Annotated in this window: 30 protein-coding genes; 20 read left to right on the top strand and 10 right to left on the bottom strand. The window is 45.7% G+C overall.

The window, feature by feature from the left end:
• Positions 1 to 453: 453 nt before the first annotated feature.
• Entirely contained in the window at positions 454 to 747 is a 294-nt protein-coding gene (locus QUB51_RS17645) for a TRADD-N-associated membrane domain-containing protein (RefSeq protein ID WP_333142214.1), read from the top strand.
• Between the two features lie 106 nt (positions 748 to 853).
• On the opposite strand, the gene QUB51_RS17640 is transcribed toward QUB51_RS17645, so the two are convergent.
• Complete coding sequence (locus QUB51_RS17640) at positions 854 to 1,816, bottom strand: glycosyltransferase family 9 protein (RefSeq protein ID WP_333056982.1); 963 nt, start codon at positions 1,814 to 1,816, stop codon at positions 854 to 856.
• Between the two features lie 172 nt (positions 1,817 to 1,988).
• Here QUB51_RS17640 and ispD point away from each other — a divergent pair, with 172 nt between their 5' ends.
• Positions 1,989 to 2,675 carry a 2-C-methyl-D-erythritol 4-phosphate cytidylyltransferase gene (gene ispD, locus QUB51_RS17635; protein ID WP_333211517.1) on the top strand — a complete coding sequence of 229 codons (687 nt, stop codon included), beginning with the start codon at positions 1,989 to 1,991 and terminating at the stop codon, positions 2,673 to 2,675.
• A 155-nt stretch (positions 2,676 to 2,830) separates the two neighbouring features.
• On the opposite strand, the gene QUB51_RS17630 is transcribed toward ispD, so the two are convergent.
• The 3 genes from QUB51_RS17630 to QUB51_RS17620 are packed head-to-tail and all read right to left on the bottom strand — an operon-like array spanning position 2,831 to position 4,325.
• Positions 2,831 to 3,568 carry an SDR family oxidoreductase gene (locus QUB51_RS17630; RefSeq protein ID WP_333056927.1) on the bottom strand — a complete coding sequence of 246 codons (738 nt, stop codon included), beginning with the start codon at positions 3,566 to 3,568 and terminating at the stop codon, positions 2,831 to 2,833.
• A 9-nt stretch (positions 3,569 to 3,577) separates the two neighbouring features.
• Positions 3,578 to 4,069: a carboxymuconolactone decarboxylase family protein gene (locus QUB51_RS17625; protein WP_333056926.1), complete on the bottom strand. Its 492-nt coding sequence runs from the start codon at positions 4,067 to 4,069 to the stop codon at positions 3,578 to 3,580.
• Positions 4,070 to 4,082: 13 nt separating this feature from the next.
• Complete coding sequence (locus tag QUB51_RS17620) at positions 4,083 to 4,325, bottom strand: SDR family NAD(P)-dependent oxidoreductase (protein WP_333056924.1); 243 nt, start codon at positions 4,323 to 4,325, stop codon at positions 4,083 to 4,085.
• Positions 4,326 to 4,501: 176 nt separating this feature from the next.
• On the opposite strand from QUB51_RS17620, the gene QUB51_RS17615 reads away from it, so the two are divergent.
• Both QUB51_RS17615 and QUB51_RS17610 read left to right on the top strand, forming a co-directional pair.
• Complete coding sequence (locus tag QUB51_RS17615) at positions 4,502 to 5,437, top strand: AraC family transcriptional regulator (RefSeq protein WP_333056922.1); 936 nt, start codon at positions 4,502 to 4,504, stop codon at positions 5,435 to 5,437.
• A 50-nt stretch (positions 5,438 to 5,487) separates the two neighbouring features.
• Complete coding sequence (locus QUB51_RS17610; RefSeq protein ID WP_333262543.1) at positions 5,488 to 5,820, top strand: hypothetical protein; 333 nt, start codon at positions 5,488 to 5,490, stop codon at positions 5,818 to 5,820.
• A gap of 142 nt (positions 5,821 to 5,962) precedes the next feature.
• Here QUB51_RS17610 and QUB51_RS17605 read toward each other — a convergent pair whose 3' ends face one another.
• The gene (locus tag QUB51_RS17605) at positions 5,963 to 6,934 is read right to left on the bottom strand and encodes a LysR family transcriptional regulator (protein ID WP_333262546.1); all 972 of its coding nucleotides are present in this window, start codon (positions 6,932 to 6,934) and stop codon (positions 5,963 to 5,965) included.
• A gap of 200 nt (positions 6,935 to 7,134) precedes the next feature.
• On the opposite strand from QUB51_RS17605, the gene QUB51_RS17600 reads away from it, so the two are divergent.
• From QUB51_RS17600 to QUB51_RS17575, 6 genes are all read left to right on the top strand, one after another.
• Positions 7,135 to 7,428 (top strand): hypothetical protein, encoded by a 294-nt coding sequence (locus QUB51_RS17600; RefSeq protein ID WP_333056919.1) that lies wholly within the window; start codon positions 7,135 to 7,137, stop codon positions 7,426 to 7,428.
• A 119-nt stretch (positions 7,429 to 7,547) separates the two neighbouring features.
• A complete protein-coding gene (locus QUB51_RS17595; RefSeq protein WP_333056918.1) occupies positions 7,548 to 7,814 on the top strand; it encodes a hypothetical protein in 267 nt (88 codons plus the stop codon).
• Positions 7,815 to 8,005: 191 nt separating this feature from the next.
• Positions 8,006 to 9,070, top strand: coding sequence for a tetratricopeptide repeat protein (locus QUB51_RS17590; protein ID WP_333056917.1), 1,065 nt, complete (start codon positions 8,006 to 8,008; stop codon positions 9,068 to 9,070).
• Between the two features lie 115 nt (positions 9,071 to 9,185).
• Positions 9,186 to 9,482: a DUF4258 domain-containing protein gene (locus QUB51_RS17585; protein WP_333056916.1), complete on the top strand. Its 297-nt coding sequence runs from the start codon at positions 9,186 to 9,188 to the stop codon at positions 9,480 to 9,482.
• A 4-nt stretch (positions 9,483 to 9,486) separates the two neighbouring features.
• Positions 9,487 to 9,729 carry a YgiT-type zinc finger protein gene (locus QUB51_RS17580; RefSeq protein ID WP_333056915.1) on the top strand — a complete coding sequence of 81 codons (243 nt, stop codon included), beginning with the start codon at positions 9,487 to 9,489 and terminating at the stop codon, positions 9,727 to 9,729.
• Between the two features lie 423 nt (positions 9,730 to 10,152).
• Complete coding sequence (locus QUB51_RS17575; RefSeq protein ID WP_333056914.1) at positions 10,153 to 10,662, top strand: N-acetyltransferase; 510 nt, start codon at positions 10,153 to 10,155, stop codon at positions 10,660 to 10,662.
• A gap of 243 nt (positions 10,663 to 10,905) precedes the next feature.
• On the opposite strand, the gene QUB51_RS17570 is transcribed toward QUB51_RS17575, so the two are convergent.
• Positions 10,906 to 12,483: an adenylate/guanylate cyclase domain-containing protein gene (locus QUB51_RS17570; RefSeq protein WP_333211510.1), complete on the bottom strand. Its 1,578-nt coding sequence runs from the start codon at positions 12,481 to 12,483 to the stop codon at positions 10,906 to 10,908.
• Between the two features lie 89 nt (positions 12,484 to 12,572).
• On the opposite strand from QUB51_RS17570, the gene QUB51_RS17565 reads away from it, so the two are divergent.
• The 9 genes from QUB51_RS17565 (at position 12,573) to QUB51_RS17525 (ending at position 19,214) form a co-directional block, all read left to right on the top strand.
• Positions 12,573 to 12,833: a hypothetical protein gene (locus QUB51_RS17565; protein ID WP_333058467.1), complete on the top strand. Its 261-nt coding sequence runs from the start codon at positions 12,573 to 12,575 to the stop codon at positions 12,831 to 12,833.
• A 286-nt stretch (positions 12,834 to 13,119) separates the two neighbouring features.
• A complete protein-coding gene (locus tag QUB51_RS17560) occupies positions 13,120 to 13,950 on the top strand; it encodes a prepilin peptidase (protein WP_333058465.1) in 831 nt (276 codons plus the stop codon).
• A 61-nt stretch (positions 13,951 to 14,011) separates the two neighbouring features.
• Positions 14,012 to 14,233 (top strand): hypothetical protein, encoded by a 222-nt coding sequence (locus QUB51_RS17555; RefSeq protein ID WP_333058464.1) that lies wholly within the window; start codon positions 14,012 to 14,014, stop codon positions 14,231 to 14,233.
• Positions 14,234 to 14,362: 129 nt separating this feature from the next.
• Positions 14,363 to 15,313, top strand: a complete 951-nt coding sequence (gene accD / locus QUB51_RS17550) for an acetyl-CoA carboxylase, carboxyltransferase subunit beta (protein ID WP_333058463.1) — start codon at positions 14,363 to 14,365, stop codon at positions 15,311 to 15,313.
• A gap of 384 nt (positions 15,314 to 15,697) precedes the next feature.
• Positions 15,698 to 15,889: a translation initiation factor IF-2 gene (locus tag QUB51_RS17545; protein ID WP_333058460.1), complete on the top strand. Its 192-nt coding sequence runs from the start codon at positions 15,698 to 15,700 to the stop codon at positions 15,887 to 15,889.
• 145 nt (positions 15,890 to 16,034) lie between these two features.
• Positions 16,035 to 16,523 carry a photosystem II cytochrome c-550 gene (gene psbV / locus QUB51_RS17540; RefSeq protein WP_333211509.1) on the top strand — a complete coding sequence of 163 codons (489 nt, stop codon included), beginning with the start codon at positions 16,035 to 16,037 and terminating at the stop codon, positions 16,521 to 16,523.
• Positions 16,524 to 16,677: 154 nt separating this feature from the next.
• Positions 16,678 to 17,178 carry a photosystem II cytochrome PsbV2 gene (gene psbV2, locus QUB51_RS17535; RefSeq protein ID WP_333058458.1) on the top strand — a complete coding sequence of 167 codons (501 nt, stop codon included), beginning with the start codon at positions 16,678 to 16,680 and terminating at the stop codon, positions 17,176 to 17,178.
• A 125-nt stretch (positions 17,179 to 17,303) separates the two neighbouring features.
• A complete protein-coding gene (petJ, locus tag QUB51_RS17530; RefSeq protein WP_333058457.1) occupies positions 17,304 to 17,642 on the top strand; it encodes a cytochrome c6 PetJ in 339 nt (112 codons plus the stop codon).
• 552 nt (positions 17,643 to 18,194) lie between these two features.
• Entirely contained in the window at positions 18,195 to 19,214 is a 1,020-nt protein-coding gene (locus QUB51_RS17525) for a CHAD domain-containing protein (protein WP_333262551.1), read from the top strand.
• 236 nt (positions 19,215 to 19,450) lie between these two features.
• Here QUB51_RS17525 and QUB51_RS17520 read toward each other — a convergent pair whose 3' ends face one another.
• From QUB51_RS17520 to QUB51_RS17510, 3 genes are all read right to left on the bottom strand, one after another.
• Complete coding sequence (locus QUB51_RS17520; protein ID WP_333058454.1) at positions 19,451 to 19,948, bottom strand: 2TM domain-containing protein; 498 nt, start codon at positions 19,946 to 19,948, stop codon at positions 19,451 to 19,453.
• Between the two features lie 169 nt (positions 19,949 to 20,117).
• On the bottom strand, positions 20,118 to 20,954 hold the full coding sequence (gene crtA / locus QUB51_RS17515; RefSeq protein WP_333058453.1) for a cyanoexosortase A: 837 nt from the start codon (positions 20,952 to 20,954) through the stop codon (positions 20,118 to 20,120).
• 803 nt (positions 20,955 to 21,757) lie between these two features.
• Positions 21,758 to 22,483, bottom strand: a complete 726-nt coding sequence (locus QUB51_RS17510; RefSeq protein WP_333058452.1) for a PEP-CTERM sorting domain-containing protein — start codon at positions 22,481 to 22,483, stop codon at positions 21,758 to 21,760.
• A gap of 1,040 nt (positions 22,484 to 23,523) precedes the next feature.
• Between QUB51_RS17510 and QUB51_RS17505 the strand changes: the two genes are divergently transcribed.
• The gene (locus tag QUB51_RS17505; RefSeq protein WP_333058451.1) at positions 23,524 to 23,787 is read left to right on the top strand and encodes a DUF255 domain-containing protein; all 264 of its coding nucleotides are present in this window, start codon (positions 23,524 to 23,526) and stop codon (positions 23,785 to 23,787) included.
• Positions 23,788 to 24,150: 363 nt separating this feature from the next.
• Here the strand turns inward: QUB51_RS17505 and QUB51_RS17500 are convergent, their stop codons facing one another.
• Positions 24,151 to 25,725 carry an outer membrane protein assembly factor BamB family protein gene (locus QUB51_RS17500; RefSeq protein WP_333058449.1) on the bottom strand — a complete coding sequence of 525 codons (1,575 nt, stop codon included), beginning with the start codon at positions 25,723 to 25,725 and terminating at the stop codon, positions 24,151 to 24,153.
• Positions 25,726 to 25,816: the final 91 nt, after the last annotated feature.

Below are 25,816 nucleotides of genomic sequence, written 5' to 3'. Positions count from 1 at the left end.
TTTTAACCGACTTCTGCTATTAGCCAGGGAATTCATTCCCTGGCGGATTTTGGGAGAGTCCGACAGTCCGACGGGGAATGAATTCCCTGTCTCATAGCGAAAGTCCTCTTAAGAGGACTGAAAATTAGTATTTTAGTCGGTTTTAAGCGACTTCTGCTATTAGCCAGGGAATTCATTCCCTGGCGGATTTCGGGGAAATGAAATAGCATGGGGGCTAGCGGGAGCGAGATTTCATGATTATTCATCCGTAACTCTGATCGCACTCACATTCTATATTTAAATACTTCTCTCTGTCTAGGGCAGATAGTTTGTAATCTCCTGCCCTATCTGCCCCAAAAATGAGGGCATATCGCAAATTAAAACTCGCCCTATCTGCCCTTGAGTCTCGCTGTTTGCTTCGGTAGAGTAATTGTAGAAACAAAAAATTATCACTATTTTGGAGAGAAAACAGTTATGAATTTTAACTTATTCGGCAACTCGCAACCTGATGAAGATTATAGCGAAATTAAGAAAGAAATGCTGCGAGAATCATTGCGGCAAGTTCGCCAAAGCTACAATCTGGCCCTTTTTGTTACCGCCGCATCGGCAATGGTTACTTTCGGAGGGATCGGACTTCTATTTTGTGAGAAAATCTCAGAGGCTACTCTCACTGCTTCGGGCGGATTGTTGACAAGTTTGGGCAGCATTGAGTTTGCCAAGCAAAAGAAGAAGGAATTGCAGCAGATGATGGATGATTTGGAAGACTAACATCGAGTTTTAAATCCCCCACTTCTTTCCTCGTCCCCCGGGCCTGGAAAGCAGCTAAATTGTAGGGACACGGCAGTGCCGTGTCCTGACTTAGATATCCTAGTTATTAGCCGCCCCAAACCTTCTTCAAAACATCTTGAGGAGAGATGTCTGCCATTTTGCCAGTAGGAGATTTAATGCCCAAAAATCGATCGCTCTTTGGCAACAATTTCGCCGGTTCAGTCGGGCCAAACAAAGCTATTGTATAAGTTTGAACCGCCACAGCTAAGTGCATCGGCGCACTGTCAGTACATATCATCAAATTAGCAGCAGCAATTGTCGCCGCCAACTTGCCGACATCATCCGGCGAGATAACTTTTACATTCGGACATAACTCGACTAACTTTGTCACGAAGTCTGCATCTTCTGGGCCTTTCACAACAACAACGGGCAAATTCGGCTGCCGCTGCTGACAATCTTCAATTATTTGCTTCCAGTTGTCTGTAGGGTAAATTTTGTCAATACCTTTAGACACAGCTAATTGACTGGAACCGCCGTGAATCAAAATGTAGCCGCTTTCTTTTACGCCCAACCGCTGCTGTTCGGCTTCCGCCCACTGAATGTCCTGTTTTGGTACATTAATTGCGATCGCCGGACAAGGATTTGTAATGTTAAATCCTTGCAGCAAATCATGGTACATTGAAGCGGCGTACTGTTCAGTTTTCAGCGGTACTGCAGCGGTGAGAAATCGAGCACCGTTGGTTCCCGAATAGCCAACTCTCTGCGGAATGCCGGTCAGCCACAGCAGCAGCCCTACAGTCCACCGCTGGCCTAGGGAAATAACTGCTTCGTATTCGCGATCGCGAATTACGCCCAGTAAATTGCCCAAATCTGCCATAGCGTTGCGGTCTTTGAAATTGTACGTCAAGACTTCTTTGACGGATTTGCAGACTCGGTAAGCACCCTTTGCCCTCGGTTCCACGATGACATCAATTTGCGCGTCGGGATAGGACTGCTTGAGGTCATCAAGAGTGGGGAAAAATAAAATTTGGTCGCCAATCCCGCCAGGGACAAGTGCTAGTATTCGCATCATAAACGATCGGGCTATTATTGATCGAGGTAGCTCTCAGAGATCGGCTCTCAACTATCAGCTTATAGTATTTCTAGACCTTAAAAGCTACTGGCTGACAGCTAAACAACTGACTCAAAAGTACAGGACGCTCTTATTATATATATCTAGTTGGGTTAAAAACGGTTAGTAAATGCACTTATTAATTCCTGCAGCGGGTTCGGGGCGACGGATGGGCAGTCAGCGGAACAAACTGCTGCTGACTTTGCTCTCTAAACCTTTGCTGAGTTGGACTTTGGCTGCGGCTGAAGCTTCGCAGCACATTAGCTGGATTGGCATCATGGGCCAGCCAGACGATTTTCCTGATTTTAAAGCAATTCTGAGCGATTTATCTTTGGTTAAGCCCGTGGAACTGATTCAAGGAGGCGCCACCAGGCAAGAGTCAGTTTACAACGGTTTGCAGGCTTTGCCCCCCAATGCCGATCGAGTGTTGATTCACGACGGCGCGAGGTGTTTGGCAACTGCTGAATTGTTCGATCGATCTGCAGAGGCCCTCTTGACCTGTCCGGGCTTGATTGTCGCCGTCCCGGTCAAGGATACGATTAAGGTCGTAGATAAGCGTCGGATCGTGCGAGACACCCCAGACAGAAGCAATTTGTGGGCAGCCCAGACTCCCCAAGGATTTGAAGTGAAATTGTTAAAGCAGTGTCACGAAGAAGGGCGACACAAAGGTTGGGAAGTTACCGACGATGCGGCTTTGTTTGAAAAATGCGGTTTACCAGTGCAAATTGTGGAGGGAGAAGAGACGAATTTGAAAGTCACAACGCCCGTTGATTTAGCACTAGCGGAATTTATTTTACGGCAAAGATACGGGAAATAGTTTTGAAGTGTGTAAGGCGAAATTGGGAATTGGCAAGGGGAATTGGTAAGCTAACTAAGTCCTCATAAAAACTCAGAATACCCAGATACCCGACTTTTAAAAGAAGTTGGGTATCTAATAACCCTCGCCTTTTAGATTTAATTAAATTGACCTACTTAGTAAGGGCTGGCTGTTGGTCGGACAATAATTTCGCTAACATCAACATCGTCAGGTTGTTCGATCGCAAATACAATCGATCGCGCGATCGCAGCAGCAGGAATAGCTATTTTGCGGAATTCTTGCATTCCCGATCTTGCAGTTTCATCAGTGATGCTCTCGGCTAACTCAGACTCCGTTACTCCAGGAGAAATCACCGTCACCCGAATGTCGCCTCCAATTTCTTGTCTCAAGCCTTCTGAGATGGCTCTAACGGCGAATTTAGTAGCACAGTAAACAGCAGCAGTAGGAGAAACCGCGTGTCCGCCGATCGAGGAAAGATTAATAATCTGACCAGATTTTTGTGCTTTCATGACAGGAAGTGCTGCCGCGATGCCGTACAAAACACCTTTGATATTGACATCAATCATTTTATCCCATTCCTCAACTTTCAGTTGTTCGAGTGCGGATAGAGGCATGATGCCAGCATTGTTAATCAGGACATCTACCCGATCGAACTTGCTCTGGGCAAATTGAACGAGATCCTCCATTTGACTGCGTTGCGTGACATCGAGAGCCTGGTATTCGACTGTTCCACCCTCCGCACGAATGTCCTTGGCGATCGCTTCTAGGCGATCGGTGCGACGTGCACCCAAAACCACTCGCGCGCCGTTTTTAGCAAGCAATTTAGCAGTGGCTTCACCAATTCCGCTACTCGCTCCAGTGATGATAATAACCTTTCCATTTAAGTTTGACATTGATATCTCCTATTTTTGTGATGTTACTGGGAACTTGATATTATTTTCCTGAAACAACTCTTTGAGAGTTCCTGCTGCAATCAAGGCGCGGGGAAAGCCGGAAGTCACTGTGGTAATATAAATAACTTCCATCAGTTCTTCCGGCGTAGCACCGTAATTCAAGGCATATTGAGCGTGAACTTTGAATTGCGGCATTGTGCCTTGTGCCGCAAACCCTGCAAGTGATATAAGCTGGCGGGTTTTATTATCTAGCACCTCACGAGCCCAGATATCGCCTAGGGAGTATTTGAGCGTCATGTCAGCAAGTTCTGGGAAATCTTTTTGAAGCTGAACAAAATGCGGTGGCAAACCTTTTCCACCTGACAAACTATTCAGAACTTTTTCGCCCCGCTCTTGGCGTGTCATTGTTTCAGAAGGTTGTAGAACTGTTTCTGGCGATCGGGTAGGTGAAACCATAAATATTGCTCCCGCTACGGTGAAAGTTAAAAATTGCTTGTTCATGATTTTGCCTCGCTTATAGATTTGCTAATATTTTCCTTGAAGTGAGGTTGATTTTAATTAAAGAAACATATTGCAGTGCAACAGCTTTAGCCCCGATCGCTTCGATCGCAGATACGACATTTTGGGCATCCTCCTCGCTGTTGTGATATGTCACGATGACATCGACTCCTTTTGTGGCAAGGGTCAAAGCGGTATTTTTGCCAAGTCCTCGGCTCGCCCCTGTTACCAATGCGATTTTTGTCTTGTCTTTCGTCATTGCCTTATCCTTTTACTGTTTCATTCAGATGTGTTCATCCTATGAGTAAAAGCATGGGTTTTGAATACACAGACCTCGCAATTTATTGCCTAATCCTCCAAAGCAAGATTTTATGAATGGATAAAGATGTTCTATAATGCTTAAAAGATAATGATTAAATTAGTCGAGAAAACCACATGGCGATTGAAATAATCAACCAAGTAATAAATCAAGATGCGATCGGCAATCAGTGTCAAGAACTGGCGGCCTTGCTAACTCGGCACACCGACGGCAAAGGAAACGGTTTTCATAAAACAGACATAGACAAACTGGAATTTATGCGAGAATCTTCTGTTTCCGCCGCACAGCACGCTGTCTATCAACCTATTCTCGGCATCGTCATTCAGGGCAAAAAAGAAGCCTTGCTGGGTGAGGAAACTTATCGTTATGGCGAGGCTCAATATCTTGCGATCTCAGTTGATTTACCTCTGAGTGGATTTGTTGTAGAGGCCACTCCAGACAAGCCGTATTTAGGATTCAAGCTGAATTTAGACCCACGCCAACTCTGCGATATTATCACTGCCCAAACCAAGCCAAGCGCAAGCAAGAAAGAAAACTCTGTCAGAGGCTTATTCGTCAGCACTGCCGATGCGCCGTTGCTCGATTGCGCCCTCAGACTGACACGACTTTTGGATACGCCGCAGGATATCCCGATGCTGGCACCGATGATTATCCGCGAAATCTATTATCGTCTTTTAATGGGTGAGCAAGGCGAAGCTGTGCGCCAAATCGCAACATCTGGCAGCAATATGCAGCGCATCGCTGAGGTGCTCAAACTGATTAAAACTGATTTTGCAAAACCGATGCGGGTTGAGGATTTGGCAGGACAAGCCAATATGTCTCCTTCATCTTTCCATTACCATTTCAAGGAAGTGACATCGATGAGTCCACTTCAATATCAAAAGCAATTAAGACTATTAGAAGCACGTCGCCTGATGCTTGCCGAAAACTCCGATGCGGCAAATGCTGCCTATCAGGTGGGTTATGAAAGCCCCTCACAGTTCAGCCGCGAATATTCTCGTATGTTTGGTGCGCCGCCGATCAGGGATATTGAGCGTTTGCGTACTGCTTGAGCGTCACTGTTTCGACTATATTGGTTTTGTTCCGTTAATACAAGTGGAGGATGAAAGCAATGGAATATAGCGGTACATGGCGGATCGCAGAGATGGCAATGTGGGATAGTGATTATTTGGACATGGAAGTTGAAGCCTATATCGAGATTGATGAAGCAGGTTCAGGAGAATTTCAATTCGGTTTAGTATCAGGTGAAATTGACGGCGAAGTCGTAAAAGATGGAAAGGATCAGCGATTTGAGTTTACATGGGACGGTAATGACGAGAACGATCCTGCATTTGGTAGCGGTTGGCTCAAATTACAGGATAAAAACTCGGTAGATGGTCGAATCAAATTCCACCAAGGCGACAGTTCTAGTCTTGTTGCAAAACGCATGAAATAGGCAATCAGCGATCGTACTATTTTATGCCATTTTTTTAACCGCAGATGAACTCAGATAAAATCCCATCCGCGTTCATCTGCTGATATCTGCGGTAACAAAATCCCAATCTAACCAATAACCAATAACAACTGACTCAGGTTTTTCATGAAGGATTAATCGGAAAATCGCCCTCACTATCAACGTCTGCGGCACTTTTAACTAAATCCAAAAACGCAAACACGGCCGGAATTAACAGCCCATCCCTCAAAACAGCCACCCCGATTACCCTCTCAAAATCCGCCGGTAAACTGCAAACTTTCACCGAAGACGGTATCGGTTCCGCAGCCAAACGGGGCAGAATAGCTGCACCCAAACCTTGCATCACCATACTGACAATCGTTGAATCTTCGCTGAGTTCGTAACCGATATTTATGGGAAAATCCGCAGTCGTCAAATACTTGCGAAGCGGTATCGAACAAGCATTTTCTATCGGCTGCAAAATCAGCGGATAATTCGCTAATTCTTCCCACGTAATCTTATCACTTTTACATTGCGCCTTCGGCGGCAGCAAAACCAGATATTTGTCCCGCAAAATTTCTCTAGTTTCAAATTCATCGGAGATGGGAAGGGAAACAAAGCCGATGTCTGCTTTGCCCGATCGCAAAGCTTCTTCCACAGCTTGAGTATAATAAACTTCGGTAATGCTGACCGTAATTTTGGGAAAGCAACTGCGAAATTTAGCAATAATACCCGGTAGGATATGAGTGGCGACACTCCGAAAAGTAACTATCCGTACCTGGCCTCCCTGCAAACCTTTTTCTAAATCCGCTTCTTTGACCATCATTTCTAACGATCGCACGATTTGACGCCCGTGACTCACTACCCTTTGCCCCACCGGCGTCAGTTGAGCACCGTGTCGCCCCCTGTGAAATAGCTGCACTCCCAATTCTGTTTCTAAAAAGGCGATGGCGTGGCTGACTGCTGACTGGGACAGTTCCAATTGCAAAGCCGCCTCGCTAAAATTTTCACACTCTGCTACAGCTATCAAAGCCTGAATTTGAGAGAGTTTCATCCGCCGCGTATTGATTTCATTCATAGCCTTTTGCCCGATCGTCAATCTATCTATTTTATTCATACAATCTATGCAAGCAATGATTTGATTGTCAATAACCAAAGAGTTAAGGTGAATTTATTAGATAAGAGATTGACTTTCACAGGAATTTCACGCCAACAATAGTGGGCTGTAATTGCGCTGAGAATATTACAAATTTAAGCATTTATTGTAATTTTAATTAGTGCAAATCTTGTGGAAAATATAAGTTGAAGGTGTGGGATATGTCTACTTGCAAAAATCCAATCGATACCCCAAGTATCCAAATTTTTTCGATGACCGATCGAGCTAACCCATCCGAAAAACATAAAGGGCTATCTCTCTTTTTAGCAATAAAAAAAATTGGGCAGTTTTTGCTCTACCTCATTTCGAGTGAGGACGAACTGAGAATTTGGCAGACGTGCGATCGCTATGGTAACACTTGGTGGCACGGTTGCGATCGGGCTACAGGTCGCTCTACCTGCGTGGCGACGGATGATGAAATGCGCGCTTGGATCGATCGGCGTTATTGCCAATAGTAGTGTGTGGGTTGCGTGGAAATGAAGTGAAATACAGCCCTCGATTAGCAATTACCCATTAGCAATTACCAAGTAGCAATTACCAAGTAGCAATTACCAATTACCAAGTAGGAGATGCTATGCTTCAAATATCTTCCGAATGTGCAGCGCCAGATCGCATTATTCTGATGGAAAACGAGGTATACAGATTGCCTCAAACTCATCGAGAAATTCAAGTTTTGTCAGGAATTGCTTGGATCACGCTTGACCAACAGGACATCATCTTGCAAAGTTCTGAAAAAGTATCGCTTCCACCCAGCAAAAACTTTGCTGTCATATCCGCTCTCAACAATAAGCCGCTGATTATGGCCGTCTGGCAAGACAAAAACCCAGTCATGGGATTTTAGATTTTAGATTTTAGATTTTGGATTGAAGAATTGGGAATGACTGATTTTGTATGGGTTTGAAGCACGGGTCTACAGTTGCCTTCTTTTTTGAAACTGGTATCAGAACCTAGAGATGGAGAAAAAAATTGGCAGGAACACCCCAAAAAGCTCTATCTTAATAGTTATCACTTAGCTATTGGAGGACTCGATCGGTGCACCGCCGCTCTTACCACTTCAGCTATCTCGCAGCTATAAGTATTGTGTTATCGCCCGCACTCAGCTTGCTGGCAATTTCAGACGCCCGCGCTTATGCCCCAATTATAAATGCGAGGCGCGCCCAAGCGAGCGACCAGGCTCAAGCAACTGACCCCAAAACGCAAGCAGACGAACTCTTTGAAACAGGAGTAAAACAGCACCGCGAGGGTTTGTTTCGAGAAGCAATCGAGACTTTTGAGCAAGTTTTGGCAATCCGCAAGCAACTAGGCGACCAAGCGGGAATCGGAGAAACCCTCAACAATATGGGGGAAGTTTATGGCGAAATGGGTTTGAGGCCCAAAGCTTTGGAAGTTCTGCAGCAAGCTTTAGTCATTCACCGAGAAATCAGCGGAGGGCGTCGTATCGCGCGCACTCTCAATCTCATCGGTTTCGTCAACCGGATTGGGGACAATTTTTCCGAAGCGATGAAACTGCACCAAGAAGCTTTGGAACTTGCCAAAACTACCGACGACCAAATTGAAATTGGAGAATCCCTCCACAACATCGCGGCCGTGTACGCAGAACAGGTCAATTACGCCAAGGCGATCGAATTTTACCAGCAAGCGCGAACGATTCGCACGGCCGCCGGCGATAAACGCGATTTAGGCCGTACCCTCAATAATATGGGCGGCGTCTACTACAACATCGGCGACTTTAATAGAGCGATGGAATTTTACCACCAAGCTTTAGCAATTCGCCGGGAAATCGGAGACAGGGCTGGCGTCGGCCGCCTCCTCAACAACATGGCACTTACCTCCCGCAAACTCGGCAAAGATACTCAAGCGCTGATATATTTTCAGCAAGCAATACCGATGTTAGAAGCAATCGGCGACAAGACAAGTATCGGACGCTTGCTCAACAATATGGGCGCAATTCATGAAAGTCTCGGTCAAAATGCTCAAGCTCTCGAATCCTACGAGGAAGCTTTAAAAATTGCTCGTGAGGGCGGTGACAAAGCCGGAGAAACTACAGCGAGGGAGGGCATTAAGCGATTGTCTTCCAGTCAGCTTGTACCGCAATAAGAGTAGTTAGTAAGTCGGGTCGAAGGAAGTAAAACCAGATATTTAAGGAATTGAAAATGATAGATTTTTGAACAATAACTTGCTATGATTGCCTGGATGTAACATTAATCAGCCAGTGCCTCGCAACGATATTGACCGTATCAGAGAGAAAATTCGCCTCCGCCAGTACGATATGTCAGCCCACGCAATGGAAGAAATGGCTGAGGACTTGCTGACTATCCTGGATGTAGAAGAGGCGGTTCTGAGCGGTCAGATTATCCGGGTTGAAAAAGACGACCCCAGAGGTACAAAATATGTAGTAGTGGGGACTGCACTGGATCGACAAACACCTGTTGGAGTGGTTGGACGTTTCGCTAGTAACGGACGTTATCTAATCATCACGGTTTATGAAGTCACTCAACTTAATGGCTAATTGTATGTATAAATACAGATGTGAGTATTGCGAAGGAACCGTTCAACCCCGCACTGTCAAGCGCGAGGCATTCAAACATAAAAATGGATTTGTCATTCTTGAAGATGTGACCATCGGTGTTTGCGATAACTGCGGCAATCGATACTATTCAGCCGATATTCTTCATGCGGTTCATGCCGTTGCAACTGGAGCGAGATTGCCTGAAAGAACCGAACAAATTCCGGTTACTCATTTAGAATCAGCATAACCAGTGGAGCGCTTTAATTTCATTAAAACGCTGTGACGATAAAGAAGACTGTCCGGGCGTGAAGATTGGAAGCGATGGGAGCATCTCACTTATGCAGCCCTCCGCTAGAAATTGGAGCCAGGAGTCAGGAGTCAGGAGTCAGGAGGAAAGAAGAAGGAGGAAGAAGGAAGGAGGAAGAAGGAAGGAGCCATTATAAGTGTTTTTACAAATATGAGATGCTCCCGAAGCGATCGACCGACTTTTGCGACGATTTGACATTCATCTGCAACTCGTTGTATAATTGGTTGCCGAAAATATATAACTCAAAAACCGGAAAAAGGCTTCAGGAGCACTATAATTTGATTAATATCGCGATCGCAAGATAGAAACAGTTTCTGTAGTAATTCGTCTGCCAGAGCGGCCGCACAACCATTAATCTAAGCTATGGATATCCGTACCGAAAAGCCAGAAGATGTAGAAGCTGTTCGCAACATTAACATTGCGGCATTCGGGCGAGAAAATGAGGCTAATCTAGTCGATCGATTGCGGGGAATTGCATCTACATTTTCCTTCGTTGCGGTACAATCCGATCGCATTGTCGGACACATTTTCTTCAGTCCGGTTGTCGTGGAGGGCAAATGTTCTAGCAATTTGTCGATTCAGGGGTTGGCGCCAGTCGCAGTTCTACCCAACTATCAGCGGCAAGGTATAGGAACGCTGCTGATTCGGGAAGGTTTAAAAGAGTGCGGGCGATCGGGATTTCAGGCAGTGGTTGTGCTCGGTCATCCAGATTTTTATCCGCGTTTTGGATTCATTCCTGCTAGTAGAAAGAGCTTAAAATGTGAATATGATGTGCCCGATGAAGCGTTTATGGTGTTGGAGTTAGAACGTGGAGCCTTGCAGGATTGCAGCGGAACGGTGAAGTATCGATCGGAGTTTAGTTTATGCGAGTGATATTAATTGGGCCCTTCATCCGAATTATTCATCTCTCTCCGCTCTCCCTCTGCGTTCTCTGCGTTCTCTGCGGTTAAATCATTCCGATGCAACCGGAACTGATCTGACGAACTGGCGGTTTTTATTGTGAAGTATCGTAAAAAATTATAAAAATAACATTTAGTAGTCACAGTGGAAAATAGTTGTGCTGTACTTGCCTTTGTGAACCATAAAACCTGTACAACTATTACCCAGCAAAGTTATTTAAACGCCCCCTTTCCCCTTCTCCCCTTTTGCACCTTGCAAAGCAAAAATCGGAGTTTGAGCAGATTTCCCCTTCAGAGCAACAGATCCCAAAGCCTCGCAAATAAAGTTTAGCTCGATCGACTCACACACCCTTTCACCAATCAAAATTTGGTTTTCCCCCGCCTTGCTCATCAACCGAGCCGCCGTATTCACCGTATCGCCGAGAATATTAAACTCCCTGCGCCCTCGCGGTTCCCCAACCTCAGCAGCAAACACCGGCCCCAGGGATAGCCCAATTTGACAGCTTACTTTTACTTCTTCACCCGCGATAATTACCAGAGGCAAACCTGCAATCATATCTCGGATCGCAATCGCCGCACTAGCCGCGCGGCTGGCGTCATCCCTGTTAGCGTCGGGCACGCCAAAATAAATCAGCATATCCGAACCGTCTAAGTGCGCCGTTACTTTTTGCAACACGCCCCCTTTAGCTGAGACTACAGCATCGATCGACGCAAACACCCTAGAAAAAGCAACTATCAGATTGACTTCTTCCTCCAGCGAAGCTTTGTCTACAGACTCTGGTAAACCAATCAAGTTGACAAACATCACCGTCGGTTCAGGAAAATCCGGCGGAATTTTCCGCCTGTCTGCATTTTCCACCAGCAGTCTCAGGATAGTTTTGGGAATATAACTAGCAAGGGGTTCAAGCCGATTCACAGCTTCCCCGATTTCTTTTACCAAGCCCGCCACGCTGCGATCGAGCAATACCGAACTCGGCATCCGCCGCCCAGTCAAAGTGATATCATACTCTCCGAGTCTATCGTCCGTGAAATCGTCCGCCACCAAAAAATAACCCTGCTTCCCAGGTTCAAAACGAAATTGCTCTCCCAAAGACTCTCTAGCAGTTTCAGTCACACACACCCGCCCCACAGTCCCAGAACCCTCAGCTTGCTTAGCTTGCTGGACTGAATGCCCCAGCAGTACGTGAGCCATCCGCAGCGGCGTACCGATGTCAGCACTAATATAGCGCCCGCAGTGGATGCCCACCCGCATCCTCAAAGACAAAACACCCCGCGCCGTTTCAATATTGGCAAATTCAGCCATCGCCCGCTGCATCCGCAAACCCGCCCGCACCGCCCTCGCTGTATCCTCTTGGTAAACCCCTGACGGAAACTGCACCAGCATCGCATCTCCGGTAAACTCCAGCAAATCCCCGCCCGATTTGCTGACAATTTCAATCATTGAGGCAAAATAGTCGTTAATCACGCCCAGCAGGGTTTCAGCTCCCTTGCGCCCCTGGGTAGCGTTCGCTTCCAACAGCGAGGTAAACCCTGCCAAATCGGTAAACAGCAAGGTGCCTGTTTGCCACTGGTAGCGCACCTCCCCTGGGTTGGGCGGAGATTCGGACACGGGCCGGGGCACGTAGTCATGGAGGATGTAGCGCAGAGTTCGCAGGTGATCGAAAACCCCCATTAGCGTTGCGGGGGACGGATCTACCCACGCAGCAGCGTACAGTTGAGCGGAAAGGAGCGATCGCAGCCGCAGTTCGATCGCAGCCAAGGGAGGATTGTAGGTTAATCTATTAATAATTTCCACCTAAGTTTATTCTTAAAAAATAGGGTAAGTTCTATCAATGTAGAGGCAACACCAATAGCTCGACTTTATACCATTATGATAAGTTTCCAGTGACTCCATACCAGCCAAACCCACAACCCACTAGAGAAACTTCCGAACGTCACAGCTTGCTAGCTCCCGATTTGATCCGAGCTGCTCGATCGGCCTATGGTATGTATCTGAAAGTGCATTCCGAGCAGATGCAGCGTCCGGCGGGTGTAGTTGTCAGTCAAGGAAGCGATCGAGGTCAGGTAATTTTTGCTTCGCAGCCGATTTTATTGCCCGGTGAACGTTTTGTTACTTTTGAGGAAATTGAATCTCAAATGTATTAATTGCTAATTGGTCATTGGTGGTAATTGGTAATTGATAATTAAGCATAGGGCATGGGGAATTGGTAATTAGTCACTAATATTATGTCCCCTCGAACGCTCGCACTAAAATAGGTTTCTAGTGAAGAGCCATGTTTTCAGGATTTTATGAAAACTTGCATTCTTGACTATTAATACCTTTTATGATGGGTAATTGACCGTACAAGCTCTAACAACTGAGAACTAACTATTGAGAAGTAACAAGTGATACATAACCCCAGTCAACAGTGAACAGTCAACAGTCAACTTAATGGAAATAATCTTTAATTGCCTTGTCATGGCGATCGTCTTTATTGTCGGATCGGCTATTGGCAGCTTTCTAAATGTGGTAGTCTATCGGTTGCCTGCGGGTTTGTCGGTGATCAACCCTCCTTCTCGCTGTCCCAAATGTTTAAATCAACTCAGAACTTACGAAAATATACCCGTTTTCGGTTGGCTGTGGCTCCGAGGCCGCTGCAATCACTGCCGCAGTCGGATTTCTGTCCGCTATCCACTGGTGGAAGCAGCTACGGGTTTGCTGTTTTTGCTAATCTTTTGGCGGTTTGGCGTAACAGTGCAAACTCTTGGTTTTTGGGCTTTGTTTAGCTGGCTGTTGGCTTTGTCTTTGATTGATTGCGATACAATGACTTTGCCTAATTCATTAACTCGATCGGGTTTGGTGCTCGGATTGGTTTTCCAGGTGGCGAAAGGTTGGTGGCCGACATTTAGTTCGATCGACTCGGTAAACTATCTGGTACTCGATGGGATCGCCGGAGCAGTTGTCGGGTTGTGGCTGTTTGACGCGATCGGACTCGCCGGGACGATCGGGCTGGGGCAGAATGCTATGGGCGCCGGAGATACCAAATTGGCAGCCTTGATGGGAGCTTGGCTGGGGTGGAAATACTTGCTGCTAGCGGGATTTATTGCCTGTGTCGCCGGGGCTTTTGTCGGTGGCGGGGCGATCGCCCTCGGCTGGCTCGATCGGCGTCAACCCATGCCTTTCGGCCCGTTTCTGGCTCTCGGTGCAGCAATTACTGCTCTGTGGGGCGAAGCGATCTTATCTACTTACTTGCAGTTGTTTTTTCCGAATTTTAGTTTCTGATCGGCAGGCAGTCAGGCGCGATCGAACATAACATTGTCTCAAAAATTGGTAAAATTGTTCCGTGTCTTGGATTACACTTACAACAACTAGCTTTCGTTGGGAAGCGGAATTAATGCAGCAGCTCCTAGCTGCCCATGAAATCCCGGCCCGGATTGTAGACTTGGGCATAGCATCTTATTTGGGGGCTGGAAGTGCTACAGCCCTGCAAGTTCTTCCAGAACACCAGCGAACAGCATCGCTCCTCATCAGTCCCGTTGAAGATGAGCCAGAAGCGGGTGATTAGTCATTAGTCATTAGTCATTAGTCACTGAACAACTAGCAATTGACAACTAGCAACTAACAACTAACAATTACTAATTACCAATTACCAATTCCCAATTACCAATTACCAATTACCAATTACCAAGTTTTAATGTCTCTATTTGATTGGTTTGCAAATCGACGAAAATCAGTACCGAACTCCCAAGAACGGCCGGAACGAGAAATTGCGGACGGACTTTGGAATAAATGCGAAGCTTGCGGTGCCCTCAGTTATACCAAAGACCTGCGAGCAAATCAAATGGTTTGCTTGGAATGCGGGCATCATATCAGAGTTTACAGTGACGATCGCATCGAGCAGTTGATCGATCCCAACACCTGGGTGCCCCTTAACGAAGGACTGCACGCCACAGATCCTCTGAAATTTCGCGATCGCAAAAAATATAGCGATCGACTCCGAGAATTTCAAGAAAAAACAGGCCACCTAGACGCCGTAGAAACAGGCATCGGCAAACTGGAAAATTTGCCAGTCGCCCTCGGAGTCATGGAATTTCAGTTCATCGGCGGCAGCATGGGCTCAGTAGTCGGAGAAAAGCTGACTCGCCTCATCGAACACGCCACGCGGGAACGCTTGTCCGTAATCATTGTCTGCGCTTCCGGTGGTGCAAGAATGCAAGAAGGAATGCTCAGCTTGATGCAAATGGCTAAAATCTCCGGGGCTCTGGAACGCCACCGGGAAGCGAGACTGCTTTACATCCCGATTTTGACCCACCCGACCACCGGCGGCGTCACCGCCAGTTTTGCCATGCTGGGAGACATTATAATTGCAGAGCCAAAAGCTACTGTGGCCTTTACGGGCGGCCGGGTAATCGAACAAACTCTGCGGGAAAAGCTACCGGAAAATTATCAAACTTCCGAATACTCCTTCGCCCACGGTTTTGTAGACTTGATTGTACCCCGGACTCAATTAAAGAAAACTCTTGCTCAGCTCATCAGCCTCCACCAGCCCCAGCCTTTCTTGGCAGACTCGGAATTTCCCGCCCTCAATGGCAGCGATAGCCACGCTTTGCCCCCGCAGACTCACGCTTTCAAACTTTCTCCCTAAGCTGTCGCGCCGGAGGATTGTCTGTTGGTGAGTCCGGGGCACCGAGGGAAATTTCTGAGGAATTCCTCAAAACCGGGCTTCTACCAAAAATATTGAGTTTGTTAACGAGACGTTCACGCAGACACCGGGTTTTGATCCCCGCCCGCCCAACTCCTATTGGTAATAACGACCCAGCAGTGGGATGATATTGATCGGAAGTTGATTGGCCCTGAAGTTAGGCTGGGCAAAAATGCCTAGTCGCAGTTAGCGGTGAGTTAGCTTGCGATAGATCGAACAAAATCTCAGAACAAACTAACAGAACAAGCTCACAGCGCTTTCTAAAATTGTCCGGCTTTCAGTTAATAGCCGTCAACTCAATTTTTACCTGTCAGCGACCTAAAAATTATGGGTTTTGCAGACCTGTCCATCGCAGAAATAGCAGAGGACTTCAACGTCCCTGTTGAAGAGGTGATCCGCTTGTGCGATGAGTTGGAAATTGCCTACAAGCACCCTCAAACCCGTTTGGCTTTGGAGGATGTTAAGGCAATTATGTCCACTCTCGAAAAAAGGCGCGACTCAAAACTTCTTGCAGATTAGATCGCAAAATTCCTCTACCTTTAAAGGTATAGCTGCACAAACTTTCGCCAGTTGTTGCAGAAAGAGGGAATTTTGAACACAAATCTGTTTGCCAGCTATACTCTCTTAGCGTTCAATAATTTGCCGGATTTTTTTAAGGAGAACCATGCTTAAAAGATATTTCATTGCTCTGACCGCTGTATTCTTGAGCTTTCAGTTATTTGTCAGCAGTGCGATGGCTATCGAACTGAGTCCTGAACTTCGCACTCTGCCTTTGAATGACAAGGGTACTCCAGTGGTGCTGAGCCTCAAACAAGTTGAGCAAGGCAAACGCCTGTTCAATTCGGCTTGCGCTCAATGTCACGCTGCGGGCATGACCAAAACTGACCCGAACGTGAATTTGAGCCCGGAAACTCTGGCTTTGGCCAACCCGCCCCGGAATAATATTGAGTCGCTGGTGGACTTTATGAAAAATCCCACCACTTACGACGGGTTTGAGGAAATTTCGGAACTGCATCCGAGTATGAAGAGTGCGGATATTTTCGCTGAGATGAGAAATCTCTCGGATGAAGATTTGTACGCGATTGCCGGTCACATTCTGTTGCAGCCGAAAATTGTCTCCAAGCAGTGGGCTGGTGGCAAAGGCGCTCGCTAATCGATTTTAGATTTTAGATTTTGGATTTTGGATTTTGGATTGGGAGATGGCTGAAGTTCGGCAAGGATTGCTGGCTGGTCGTTTTTCGCTCTAAAATCTGAAATCTAAAATTTACCTCCTGCTCATTGATTATCGCAAAAGGTTGTAGTCCCTCATGCTGCGTCGTGGTGCTTTTGTCTGCTTTCTGTTGGGGATGTTAATTATTTTGCCACTCGTGCTGTTGGCTCCTCAACCTGTTTTGGCTGCTGCCGATTCTTACGTGAATAGGTATTTACAAGCCAGCGAACCTGTGGCTCTGGAGTTGGACTCTGAGGGACATACTCGCTTGTTTTCGGCGTTTGATTTGTCTGCGGGCAAGGTATTGTTCGAGCAAAATTGCCTGAATTGTCACGTCGGAGGAGCTAATTTGCCCGATCCGACGATATCTCTGTCTTTGGCTGACCTCAAGGGGGCAACGCCTCCCCGCAACAACATCAATAGTCTGGTGGCGTATCTGAGAGAACCGATGACTTATGACGGTACTGAGGAGACTTTTTGGTGCCGCCAAGTGCCGGAAAGCTGGATGCCACAGGCTGAGATTGAAAATTTAGCGGCTTTTGTGATCCGGGCGGCTCAGAAAGCTCCGGGCTGGGGCGTGGAGAATTTTGAGAGTTGAATTGCTACTGCCAAAAAGTGGTAAATTACTCGGAAGAAGGCGATACGACTGCGCGATCGCGCCTGTTAAAACAGGTAAAATATCTAAAGAATCACCCTTTGCGTGTCCATTAGAGGAGAACTGCGTTGAAAAGACTCTTATCGATCGCCCTATTAGCGTTCGCAATTTTTACCGTCGGCTTTGGTCGCCCTGCTTTGGCAGGTGATGCTGTTAAAGGAGCTAAAATCTTTAGCTCCAACTGTGCTGCTTGTCACATCGGTGGCGGCAACGTGGTTATGGCCCAGAAAACCTTGAAAAAGGAAGCTCTTGAGAAGTACGGCATGAATTCTCTGGAAGCTATTACCACTCAGGTAACTAAGGGCAAAAATGCTATGCCTGCTTTCGCCGGCCGCTTGAAGCCAGAACAAATCGACGATGTAGCAACCTACGTGCTCGAGCAATCTGAGAAAGACTGGAAAGGCTAAACTGCCTCTTGGAAGTCGGGCAACCTGGGCGGGTTTGATTTAATTTAAAACTTGTCCTCCCGATCGCACCCTCTCTCACCCTTTGGCGAATAAACATCGGTTTGCAGCGATCTTAACCTATTTGGGAAAGCGCGCCAGAAATCCAATTTTTATTAGCTCAATGGCGAGGGAGGGACATTTTATTTTAGATTTTAGATTTTAGATTTTGGATTGAAGAATTGAAGAATTGAAGAATTGAAGATTTGAAGATTTAAAGATTTGAGATTGCTAAATGCTGACTTTGTATAAACTGTCAAGCACCTTATACAGCACTTTCCAGGTAAGTGAAGTACAGAGAAACCGGGTTTCTTGAATAAAACCGGTTTCTGGCGAGAAATCCAGAAGAAACCCGGTTTCTGGGGTGTACTTTATAAACCTGGAATCCGCTGTATTAAGATTCATGTATTGAAGCCCGTCATAAATTGGGGTGGTGTGCTAGGATGTAAACCCTTTACTAGCAAAGCCTTGAAATCCAAATTAAAGTCGATCGGGGATCTGGAATCTACACCTGCCATGAACGTAAAAACATCAGCAAAAGTTAAAACTCCAGTTAAAACTCTCGGAGACGCTGCATCTGGGGCGATTGAGAAATATTTCCGCAAAAGTGTAGCGCACGAGGCTGAAGTTATCAAAGACAAAGACGCGGAAGAACTTCATCAAATGCGCGTGGGATTGAGACGTTTGCGATCGGCTGTGACTGGTTTTGCTCCGGTTTTAGATTGGCCAAAAGAGGCTTCTGAACGTAAAATTGGTAAGGTGGGGCGGATTCTGGGAACTCTCAGGGATTTGGATGTGATGCTCGAAAGTCTCCAAAATCGCTATTACCCGAATTTGCCGACTGAGGAACAGGAAGTTTTGGATAAGGCTTTGTCGAATTTGCTCAAACAGCGCCACCGGGCTTTGAAAGGGGTGAGGGCGATTTTAGAGCACAAAACCTACGAATCGCTGAAGCAGTCGATCGAGGATTGGCTGGAAAAACCGCAGTTTCAGGCGATCGAACATTTGCCAATTGCTGAGGTTTTGCCAGATTTACTGTTACCTCAAGTCAGCGAGTTTTTTCTCCATCCGGCTTGGCTGTTGGGTACAGAATATGAAGATGGCAAAGTTAAAATTGCTAAGGATTTAAATGCTGAGGCTGTCGAAGAGAAGTTAGCAGCCGAGGGAACTATTCTGCACGATTTGCGGAAGCAAGCTAAGCGGGTTCGCTATTTGATGAATCTGTTTGGCGATTTTTACAGCGAGACTTACGAAGTTTATGTCGAAGATGTGAAAGCTATTCAGGAATGTTTGGGCGATATTCAAGACAGTGAAGTTTTAGGCGAGTTTCTGACAGATTTTGTCGATCGCGATCTGGAAAAAGAGTTGCCGAAATTGGCTGGTTTGTTGGTCGAAAATCGCTATGCAGCTTGGCAAAAATGGCAGGTTTTGCAACGCAGGTATTTGAGTTCGGAAATGCGGCAAGGTTTTCGATCTGCTTTAATTCATCCTGTGGTTAAAGATGCTGCTAATGGAAAGTTGCCCCAGGAAAGTTAGGGTTTTTGGGCCCTGAGAATGCGATCGACTGCCGGGAGGGACTAAAAGAAGGATATTTGTAGGGACACGGCATTGCAGAGTCCTTCATTGTATAACTCAATCAAGGGCGATCGCTCTTGGGGAGAGGTTCAAGAAAAAACCTTAACAATTATTCTTTCCAGTAACGAGTTAAAACCCGAATTACTTCACGAGTGTGAAGTAAAAGAAAGGGCGATCGCGTTTTTTACCATAGAAAATCAGGACTGCAACCACTTCATAAACTTATTCGTCGCAGTACCAATCGACTCTCCCACCTGTTTCTTCAACCGCCACCGCTGAAATGCTTGTTCGTAATCTTCCCCTTCAGTTTGATAAACATTCCAAGCATTTAGTGACAACCCCAATCCCCACGTTAGTAAAATGAAAAGTGACCAAGAAAGCTCGTGCGAACCTGCTAGATTAAACAAAACTAAAAAAGTATTGATAATGCCGTACTTGGTCACATTTTTCTGCAATTTGCGACGACGGTAAGAGTTAAAAACCAGCTTTTCTTGAACTTCTCCTCTAGTTGCTAACCATTGCTGTTCCGCCGCTACAATATCCTGTTCGGAAATGCCCAATTCCGCTGCAATCTCGAAAAGCTGCACTCTGGATAATTCCCCTTCATCCTGTCGCCGCGCGATCGCAAGCTGTAAAATACCCTGAGCATCCTCTGAACCGTAAACTTGACTTATTTGACTTTCATTGGTTGCCATAACAGGTTTCCGATAATTCCTGACATCATTTCTATCATAGATATAGACGCAGTTAAACGATAGGTAGTGACATTGGCGGATTTCAACACCCGGACATTTGAGTGAGCAAGACTCCTGACTATGGGAGGGGAAATCGAAGAACCGATATATTTCCCCAAATGGCAACTAATTAATTTCCCGAACTGTGACTAAGTTGGCTATCTCGTTTCAACATAAATTGATAAAATATCCCAAACAAAATCACCGCAATCATTCCCACCACTAAAGAACCTTCACCCTCATGCCAATATTTAAACAAATCTAGGCGATAAGATGCAACTAACAATGCCATTCCCGCCACTCGCAAAACATTAATAATAAAACCCAAAATGACAGCGACACATATTACCAAAGCCTTATTTTGTTTAGTAGGAAACATCACCAAACAAATTACAGCTAAACCTAATAAGTAATTCATTGCCTCTATACCCGAACAACCCCCATTTACCAACACCCTTCCTGTCGGCAAAGCAACATAATTACCATCGCGTGTTACATCAAAACCGACATACCACAAAGAATAATAAGCAAATTTAGCAGTAAGCGAGGTAACAAAATCCACTAAAGGTAACGTAATGACACTGGGGGTGCCATGAAAAAATAGTATTACCAATTCACGCCAATATAGTTTTAAGTTCTGAAAACCTACCGCAAGTAGGCTCACACCTAAACCAGACAAAAAAGGTGCCAGTCTTAAAAAAGGCTCGGATTTACTGGAAACCACAGCACTTTGAAATAAAATAAAAGCTATTAATAGCGTCCCTGCTATTGTCGATAATAGGTCACTTTTTATCTCACGCTGTTTGAGAATATCCTGGTTGTCCCAAAGCAGGGAACCCACAGCGAACCAAAAAACTATACTCATCCAAAAATGAGCAACATCGTCCAGCTTCCACAGGAGTGTCATATTCAGAGTTACTAAGGCTGTGGCGATAATGATGAGCCAAAAAATTTTTCTCTTGAACATTTTAGATATTAGTTATTAGTTGATCGATGAGAGCCATACTGCGGACTGTTTTTGATTGCCAACCCTAGAATAAGGGTTTCCAGCCGATTCGGCAATCGAAGTACCAACGGAAAATCGATGGTTTTAGACTCCGAACTAAAAAACAGTCCAGACTATTCTTAGATGATATCATAAAAATAGTAGGGGATGTGGACAACTCAGTAGCTTGAACCCCTTCTACGGAAAGGACGTGGAGGATTTTAATCGCCGTTAATCTTTGAGATGAGGTTAGTAGACACTCTGGAATTTGATGAATGGTGAAACTCAGATGCAACGCATAGCTCAGCATTAGGACACCTAGTGAAAAGACTGTTACTCGAAATGATTGCTTGGATGCCTAGCACTTGTTTACTGGGCCCCTGTAAGCAAAGACTAAAAAGCGAGTAAATCAATCAAAATTAAAAATACAGCCTCTTCCATGTTCATGAAGTACACTATAAAGCTATATTGTTTGGTGTTAATCCTCCGGGTGCGGATCTGCGAAATATTGGTCGATAAAACTTACAGATTGACGGGTGTATCCGCACCTTACACGGGCTAGAAGATTGTGTGTACCACATCTACATGGAATATGCTGTAACTCTTAATAACAGCGGTAACGCTACAACTGCGTTTCATATCGCCTTAAAAGTCCGGGGTTTTCAGAGTGCCGCGCTATCAGATACTAAGAAACCTGGTTTCACCAAGAAACCAGGTTTTTAGCTCGAACATAAAGTAATCAGTTTGGCATCAAGCCAGAATCGAAAACGAGTTCAAACGATCGCCTATTCAGCTTTTTGAGCCTGAGCACGTTGCTTTTTGAACATAGCACCAAACCCAACAGCGGCTCCAGCAGCAAGCATTGTTAAAGGTTCAGGAGTAGCTTCAGTGTTGCTAGTGCCGGTGCTGACAAAAACATCGCTATCGCCCTTGCTACCAATACCCCGGACGTGCATCCCTAGTCTCAAAGTACCATTATTCAACGCGGAAACTACGTTATTATAATTTCCAGTAAAGCTCAATCCCAAAACCTCACCAGTTTGGACACCGTTCCGCGTACCAGTTATCCCAGCTGCAAAATCCGTAGACCAAGGAGTAGCAAGGTTATTAGTTTGTGGCAGAGGAGTAGCTCCCTCTGTAAAGTTAACACCACGACCATTTATAATGCCAAAGTTGCTCAATAAATTGGTATTAGAACCTGTGTCCAAGTGAACAGCAGCAATAAAGATATCGGCGGCGGATTCGTCTTTATTGTCATTGAAAATGTTGAATAAAACGTTATTGGAGCCATTATCTAGGACATCAAACCTAAAGCTATTTACATAGGCATCTCCCGATGTATTATCGCTAGCAATATTACTAAAGCTGAAGGCAGAGGCAGGTGCTGCGGATACTGCACTAAGAGTAGCGACACCGGCAACAGCTAAAATAGATTTGACTAAGTTTAATTGGATTTTCATGGCTGACACCTTTATTTTTATGTTGACTGGAAGCAGGTTTTTTTCCTTCACATATTCAATCTAAAGCAAAGCACAAGTTAATGCAAGTAGGTTTGATAAAGATTCGATGAAGATTGGGAATAAGCTGATTGGATTTAGGCAAAATGCCTAAATTGATGGCTTCTAGCTAGCTATTTCCTATGGCGTGCCTCAAAAAATAGGGGTGCTGCCATCCGGATTTTAGTCCTGACTTCTCTCTCTTTTAAAAAGCTATAACTCACCTTCCTAAACAGCGGTGTTACACAGCATAATTACTGATAAAAAAGTTTTTAATCTCTAAAGTATGCCCTTAAAAAGTTTTTTATCCGTGAATGTACGGTAGAAAAGTTTAAGTGATAGGTTGATTGGTGGGTAAAAACAGGTAAAAACCGATGATGACAGTGGAATCTGCGGAATGTGGGCTATAACTCAGGACAAAATCTTGGATCGTATTCGGTGCGTGGATTCTCGCTTTCGGATTCAGCAACCAGCGCCATTTAGACTTAGATATTGCACCATTACCAAGAACCGGCTTTGGGGCCCGTTCCACAAAGAATGAGTTTTCTTGTGGGGAGTAGGGGGTGGGCAGGAGAGGCCGCCCAAAACAGGCTTATCGATCATCGTGCAACATCTCAATTTAGAGACCAATGGTTTCGGTGCTCGTTATTATCTGTGAGGCTGGAACTTTGGCCGACTAAAGGGACGACTGGACTTTCTGGGACATAGTTTTGGGAACACCTTTACCGTCGGGGCTGTTTCGGGGCAACCACGGGGAGTAGGGGTCGGATTGCCCCTAGGGAAAACCAGCTTTTTGTAGGGTTCGTGCCAAGAATGCCTACCCATCCAGGATTTGTTAGGCCTTTGGTGGGATTGGGGCAACCACGGGATTGGGGCAACCACGGGATTGGGGCAACCACGGGGGGATTGCCCCTACAAGAGAATGAAACTGCCCTGCGTCTACCGTCTGACTCTTTTAAGATACAAGGGGCGGGTTTTTGGGATTGTCAATTATTGGCCGGTATTGTTGGTGAGGGGATCCCCTACCATATTAGGGGTTATCGATCGGACATAATATGACAAGCTTAGCCAGCAAAAGCGAAAACACGCCGAAAATTCGATCGACTTTTCGGCCTGGTGCGACGAAGCCTGAGAAAGGGCCCGGAGGGAAAATCAACCGATTTCTTCTGTCAATTCGCTACTCTAGCTGCCACTGGTTTAGGGTGATGGAATGTGAAGGATTTTGCGATCGGGCGATCGTCCAATACCTGAATTCGCACTTGATACCGATAAAAAGCGCTTTTCACTGTCCCGCCTGTTTCTTCTACCGCCACAGTTGAAACGTTTTTTCGTACTCTTTCCCTTCAGTTCGATCGACATTCCCAGCATTCAGCGACAATCCCAAGCCCCACCTTAGTAAAATCAACAGCGACCAATCAAGCCCGTGTACTGCTGCTAGATTAATCCTAAATAAGTCGTAAATTTTTTACCCCACCCCAACCCTCCCCTTAGTAAGGGGAGGGAGTAAGAAATTCACAAATGATGCGAGGATTGCTATAACAGGTTTCGGATAATTCCTGACATCCTTTATATGAAAGATATAAGCGAAGTTAAACGGCAGGTAGTGGCATTGGCGGATTTCAACACCCTTTTAAGAACAGGCCAGAAAGCCTGTTCCCGATAGAGGTACAAAACACCCATAACTAACCCAAAGTATACATCCAGCCATCCCTCGCGCAAATCCTCACAATTCCGTCCCAAACTACAGGCGTCGCCTCAAAAGACAAACCCGGCTTAAATCTCCCCGATTCTATTACTTTCAAACGGTAAAACTCCCCTTTAGCATTTCTCAAAGCATTCTGATCCCCCGACTTCGCTCGTTCCCAATTCAAATTGAACAAATAAACACCGTTGTATCCCGCACTGATCAGTTTATTGCCATCGGTAAAAATCGGAGTTGAAATTGAAGAACCAATCGCTTTTTTAAATACTATTACCGGAGTATCGTAAGACTGGTTTCGCCAAGGCACAAAAGTTTTTTTACCTGTAATCATATCTTGGGAACCGATGTACAAATTGCCGTCGAGCGCATTTGTGGCAAACAGCGCCGGAAACTCCCCTGGATTGTACTCATCATTCAAAGCCACCGAGCCAATTATCCCGCCTTCCCAGCTAGAAACTCGGCGATTCCCCGTCGGCAAAAACCATTCGACGCTGGCATTCGGTTCTTTATTTGGATTCAGCTTCAGCACTCCGCCGTTGCCCTGAATGTATTGTTTTTCAATGGCACAAAATAGTTTCCCTGATTTAGAAATTACAGCACTTCCATCCAAATCTGAACCAGTATAAAAATCCCAAACAATCTTTTTAGTTGCAATGCTAATACCGTAAATGTGACCGGAACCAGCAGCTATAAATATTCTATCTTTGAGCCTTGATGGCGATGATTCCGCTACCAAGTTGCCGCCGTGCTTTCTGATATCTCCTGCTGCATAAAGCTGTACCTCCGACAAGATATTTGGCTGCTTGATGCCTTCTTTGATTTTTGCACTGCTTGTGGAACTATCGAGAAAATAGCCGATCGCATTTTCCCCCGCATTGAACAAAACGCCACCGCCGATGTACAAAGCGCTGCTGTCATTATCCCGGCTGTAGCTGGGCGTTTTCCTGATGTCTAATTTCCAAAGTTCCTTGCCAGTTCTAAAAGATATTGCCCTAAAACTCGGCACTACTTTTTTGCCACCACCGCCACTGCGGCTTCCCTGCAAAATTACAATTCTGTTTTCGGCGCTAGCTTTTTGATCGATATAAATCGTTGATGAACCTTTGATTACATCATCAAATTTATAGCGCCAAACTTCTTTATTGGTAGCAATATCTATTTTTCGCAAATTGTGGTCATAAGCACCTATAATTAAATAAGTTTTTCCCCCGTCTCTGGTAATTGTCGGCTGTCCTGTCCAACCGGCACCGCTCCAAACTACAGACCGCCTTCCCAGAAAAGTCCGGCCGCCGCCTAGTTGGAATTTGTCGATTAACTTCAAACTTTTCGGAACACCTCTGCCGTAGAACCGACGCTTGTCGTTACCTAAAAAGGTCGGGACTAATAATTCTATTTCTGGGTCTGCTTTCGCCAGGAAATTGTTAAGATTAGTTTCTAATAAAGCTGGCTCCGAATCTTCAGTTTGGTACAGTTTGATAACAGCAGGAGGAACAGCAGCACTCAGCAAAAATTGTCCTAGCTGTTGATTGAATGTTCTCCGAGATGATAAGCTCATATTATATCGAGATAGTTAGAGAGTCGATGGCAGAGTGTCCCCTACCATCTCTCCTACAAAACCGTGCTTGCGACTTTCACCGCACACGGCT

The sequence above is a fragment of the Microcoleus sp. AT8-A3 genome (assembly GCF_036705675.1).
In the GTDB taxonomy this organism is placed as follows: Bacteria; Cyanobacteriota; Cyanobacteriia; order Cyanobacteriales; family Microcoleaceae; genus Microcoleus.
This window is presented reverse-complemented; position numbering and strand designations above follow the sequence as displayed.

What these genes read in the sequence shown, in the direction of transcription:
- QUB51_RS17645 (WP_333142214.1), top strand. Translation starts at nt 454, where the DNA reads ATGAATTTTAACTTATTCGGCAACTCGCAACCTGATGAAGATTATAGC.
- QUB51_RS17640 (WP_333056982.1), bottom strand. Translation starts at nt 1,816, where the DNA reads ATGCGAATACTAGCACTTGTCCCTGGCGGGATTGGCGACCAAATTTTA.
- ispD (WP_333211517.1), top strand. Translation starts at nt 1,989, where the DNA reads ATGCACTTATTAATTCCTGCAGCGGGTTCGGGGCGACGGATGGGCAGT.
- QUB51_RS17630 (WP_333056927.1), bottom strand. Translation starts at nt 3,568, where the DNA reads ATGTCAAACTTAAATGGAAAGGTTATTATCATCACTGGAGCGAGTAGC.
- QUB51_RS17625 (WP_333056926.1), bottom strand. Translation starts at nt 4,069, where the DNA reads ATGAACAAGCAATTTTTAACTTTCACCGTAGCGGGAGCAATATTTATG.
- QUB51_RS17620 (WP_333056924.1), bottom strand. Translation starts at nt 4,325, where the DNA reads ATGACGAAAGACAAGACAAAAATCGCATTGGTAACAGGGGCGAGCCGA.
- QUB51_RS17615 (WP_333056922.1), top strand. Translation starts at nt 4,502, where the DNA reads ATGGCGATTGAAATAATCAACCAAGTAATAAATCAAGATGCGATCGGC.
- QUB51_RS17610 (WP_333262543.1), top strand. Translation starts at nt 5,488, where the DNA reads ATGAAAGCAATGGAATATAGCGGTACATGGCGGATCGCAGAGATGGCA.
- QUB51_RS17605 (WP_333262546.1), bottom strand. Translation starts at nt 6,934, where the DNA reads ATGAATAAAATAGATAGATTGACGATCGGGCAAAAGGCTATGAATGAA.
- QUB51_RS17600 (WP_333056919.1), top strand. Translation starts at nt 7,135, where the DNA reads ATGTCTACTTGCAAAAATCCAATCGATACCCCAAGTATCCAAATTTTT.
- QUB51_RS17595 (WP_333056918.1), top strand. Translation starts at nt 7,548, where the DNA reads ATGCTTCAAATATCTTCCGAATGTGCAGCGCCAGATCGCATTATTCTG.
- QUB51_RS17580 (WP_333056915.1), top strand. Translation starts at nt 9,487, where the DNA reads ATGTATAAATACAGATGTGAGTATTGCGAAGGAACCGTTCAACCCCGC.
- QUB51_RS17575 (WP_333056914.1), top strand. Translation starts at nt 10,153, where the DNA reads ATGGATATCCGTACCGAAAAGCCAGAAGATGTAGAAGCTGTTCGCAAC.
- QUB51_RS17560 (WP_333058465.1), top strand. Translation starts at nt 13,120, where the DNA reads ATGGAAATAATCTTTAATTGCCTTGTCATGGCGATCGTCTTTATTGTC.
- accD (WP_333058463.1), top strand. Translation starts at nt 14,363, where the DNA reads ATGTCTCTATTTGATTGGTTTGCAAATCGACGAAAATCAGTACCGAAC.
- QUB51_RS17545 (WP_333058460.1), top strand. Translation starts at nt 15,698, where the DNA reads ATGGGTTTTGCAGACCTGTCCATCGCAGAAATAGCAGAGGACTTCAAC.
- psbV (WP_333211509.1), top strand. Translation starts at nt 16,035, where the DNA reads ATGCTTAAAAGATATTTCATTGCTCTGACCGCTGTATTCTTGAGCTTT.
- psbV2 (WP_333058458.1), top strand. Translation starts at nt 16,678, where the DNA reads ATGCTGCGTCGTGGTGCTTTTGTCTGCTTTCTGTTGGGGATGTTAATT.
- QUB51_RS17525 (WP_333262551.1), top strand. Translation starts at nt 18,195, where the DNA reads ATGAACGTAAAAACATCAGCAAAAGTTAAAACTCCAGTTAAAACTCTC.
- QUB51_RS17520 (WP_333058454.1), bottom strand. Translation starts at nt 19,948, where the DNA reads ATGGCAACCAATGAAAGTCAAATAAGTCAAGTTTACGGTTCAGAGGAT.
- crtA (WP_333058453.1), bottom strand. Translation starts at nt 20,954, where the DNA reads ATGTTCAAGAGAAAAATTTTTTGGCTCATCATTATCGCCACAGCCTTA.
- QUB51_RS17505 (WP_333058451.1), top strand. Translation starts at nt 23,524, where the DNA reads ATGACAAGCTTAGCCAGCAAAAGCGAAAACACGCCGAAAATTCGATCG.
- QUB51_RS17500 (WP_333058449.1), bottom strand. Translation starts at nt 25,725, where the DNA reads ATGAGCTTATCATCTCGGAGAACATTCAATCAACAGCTAGGACAATTT.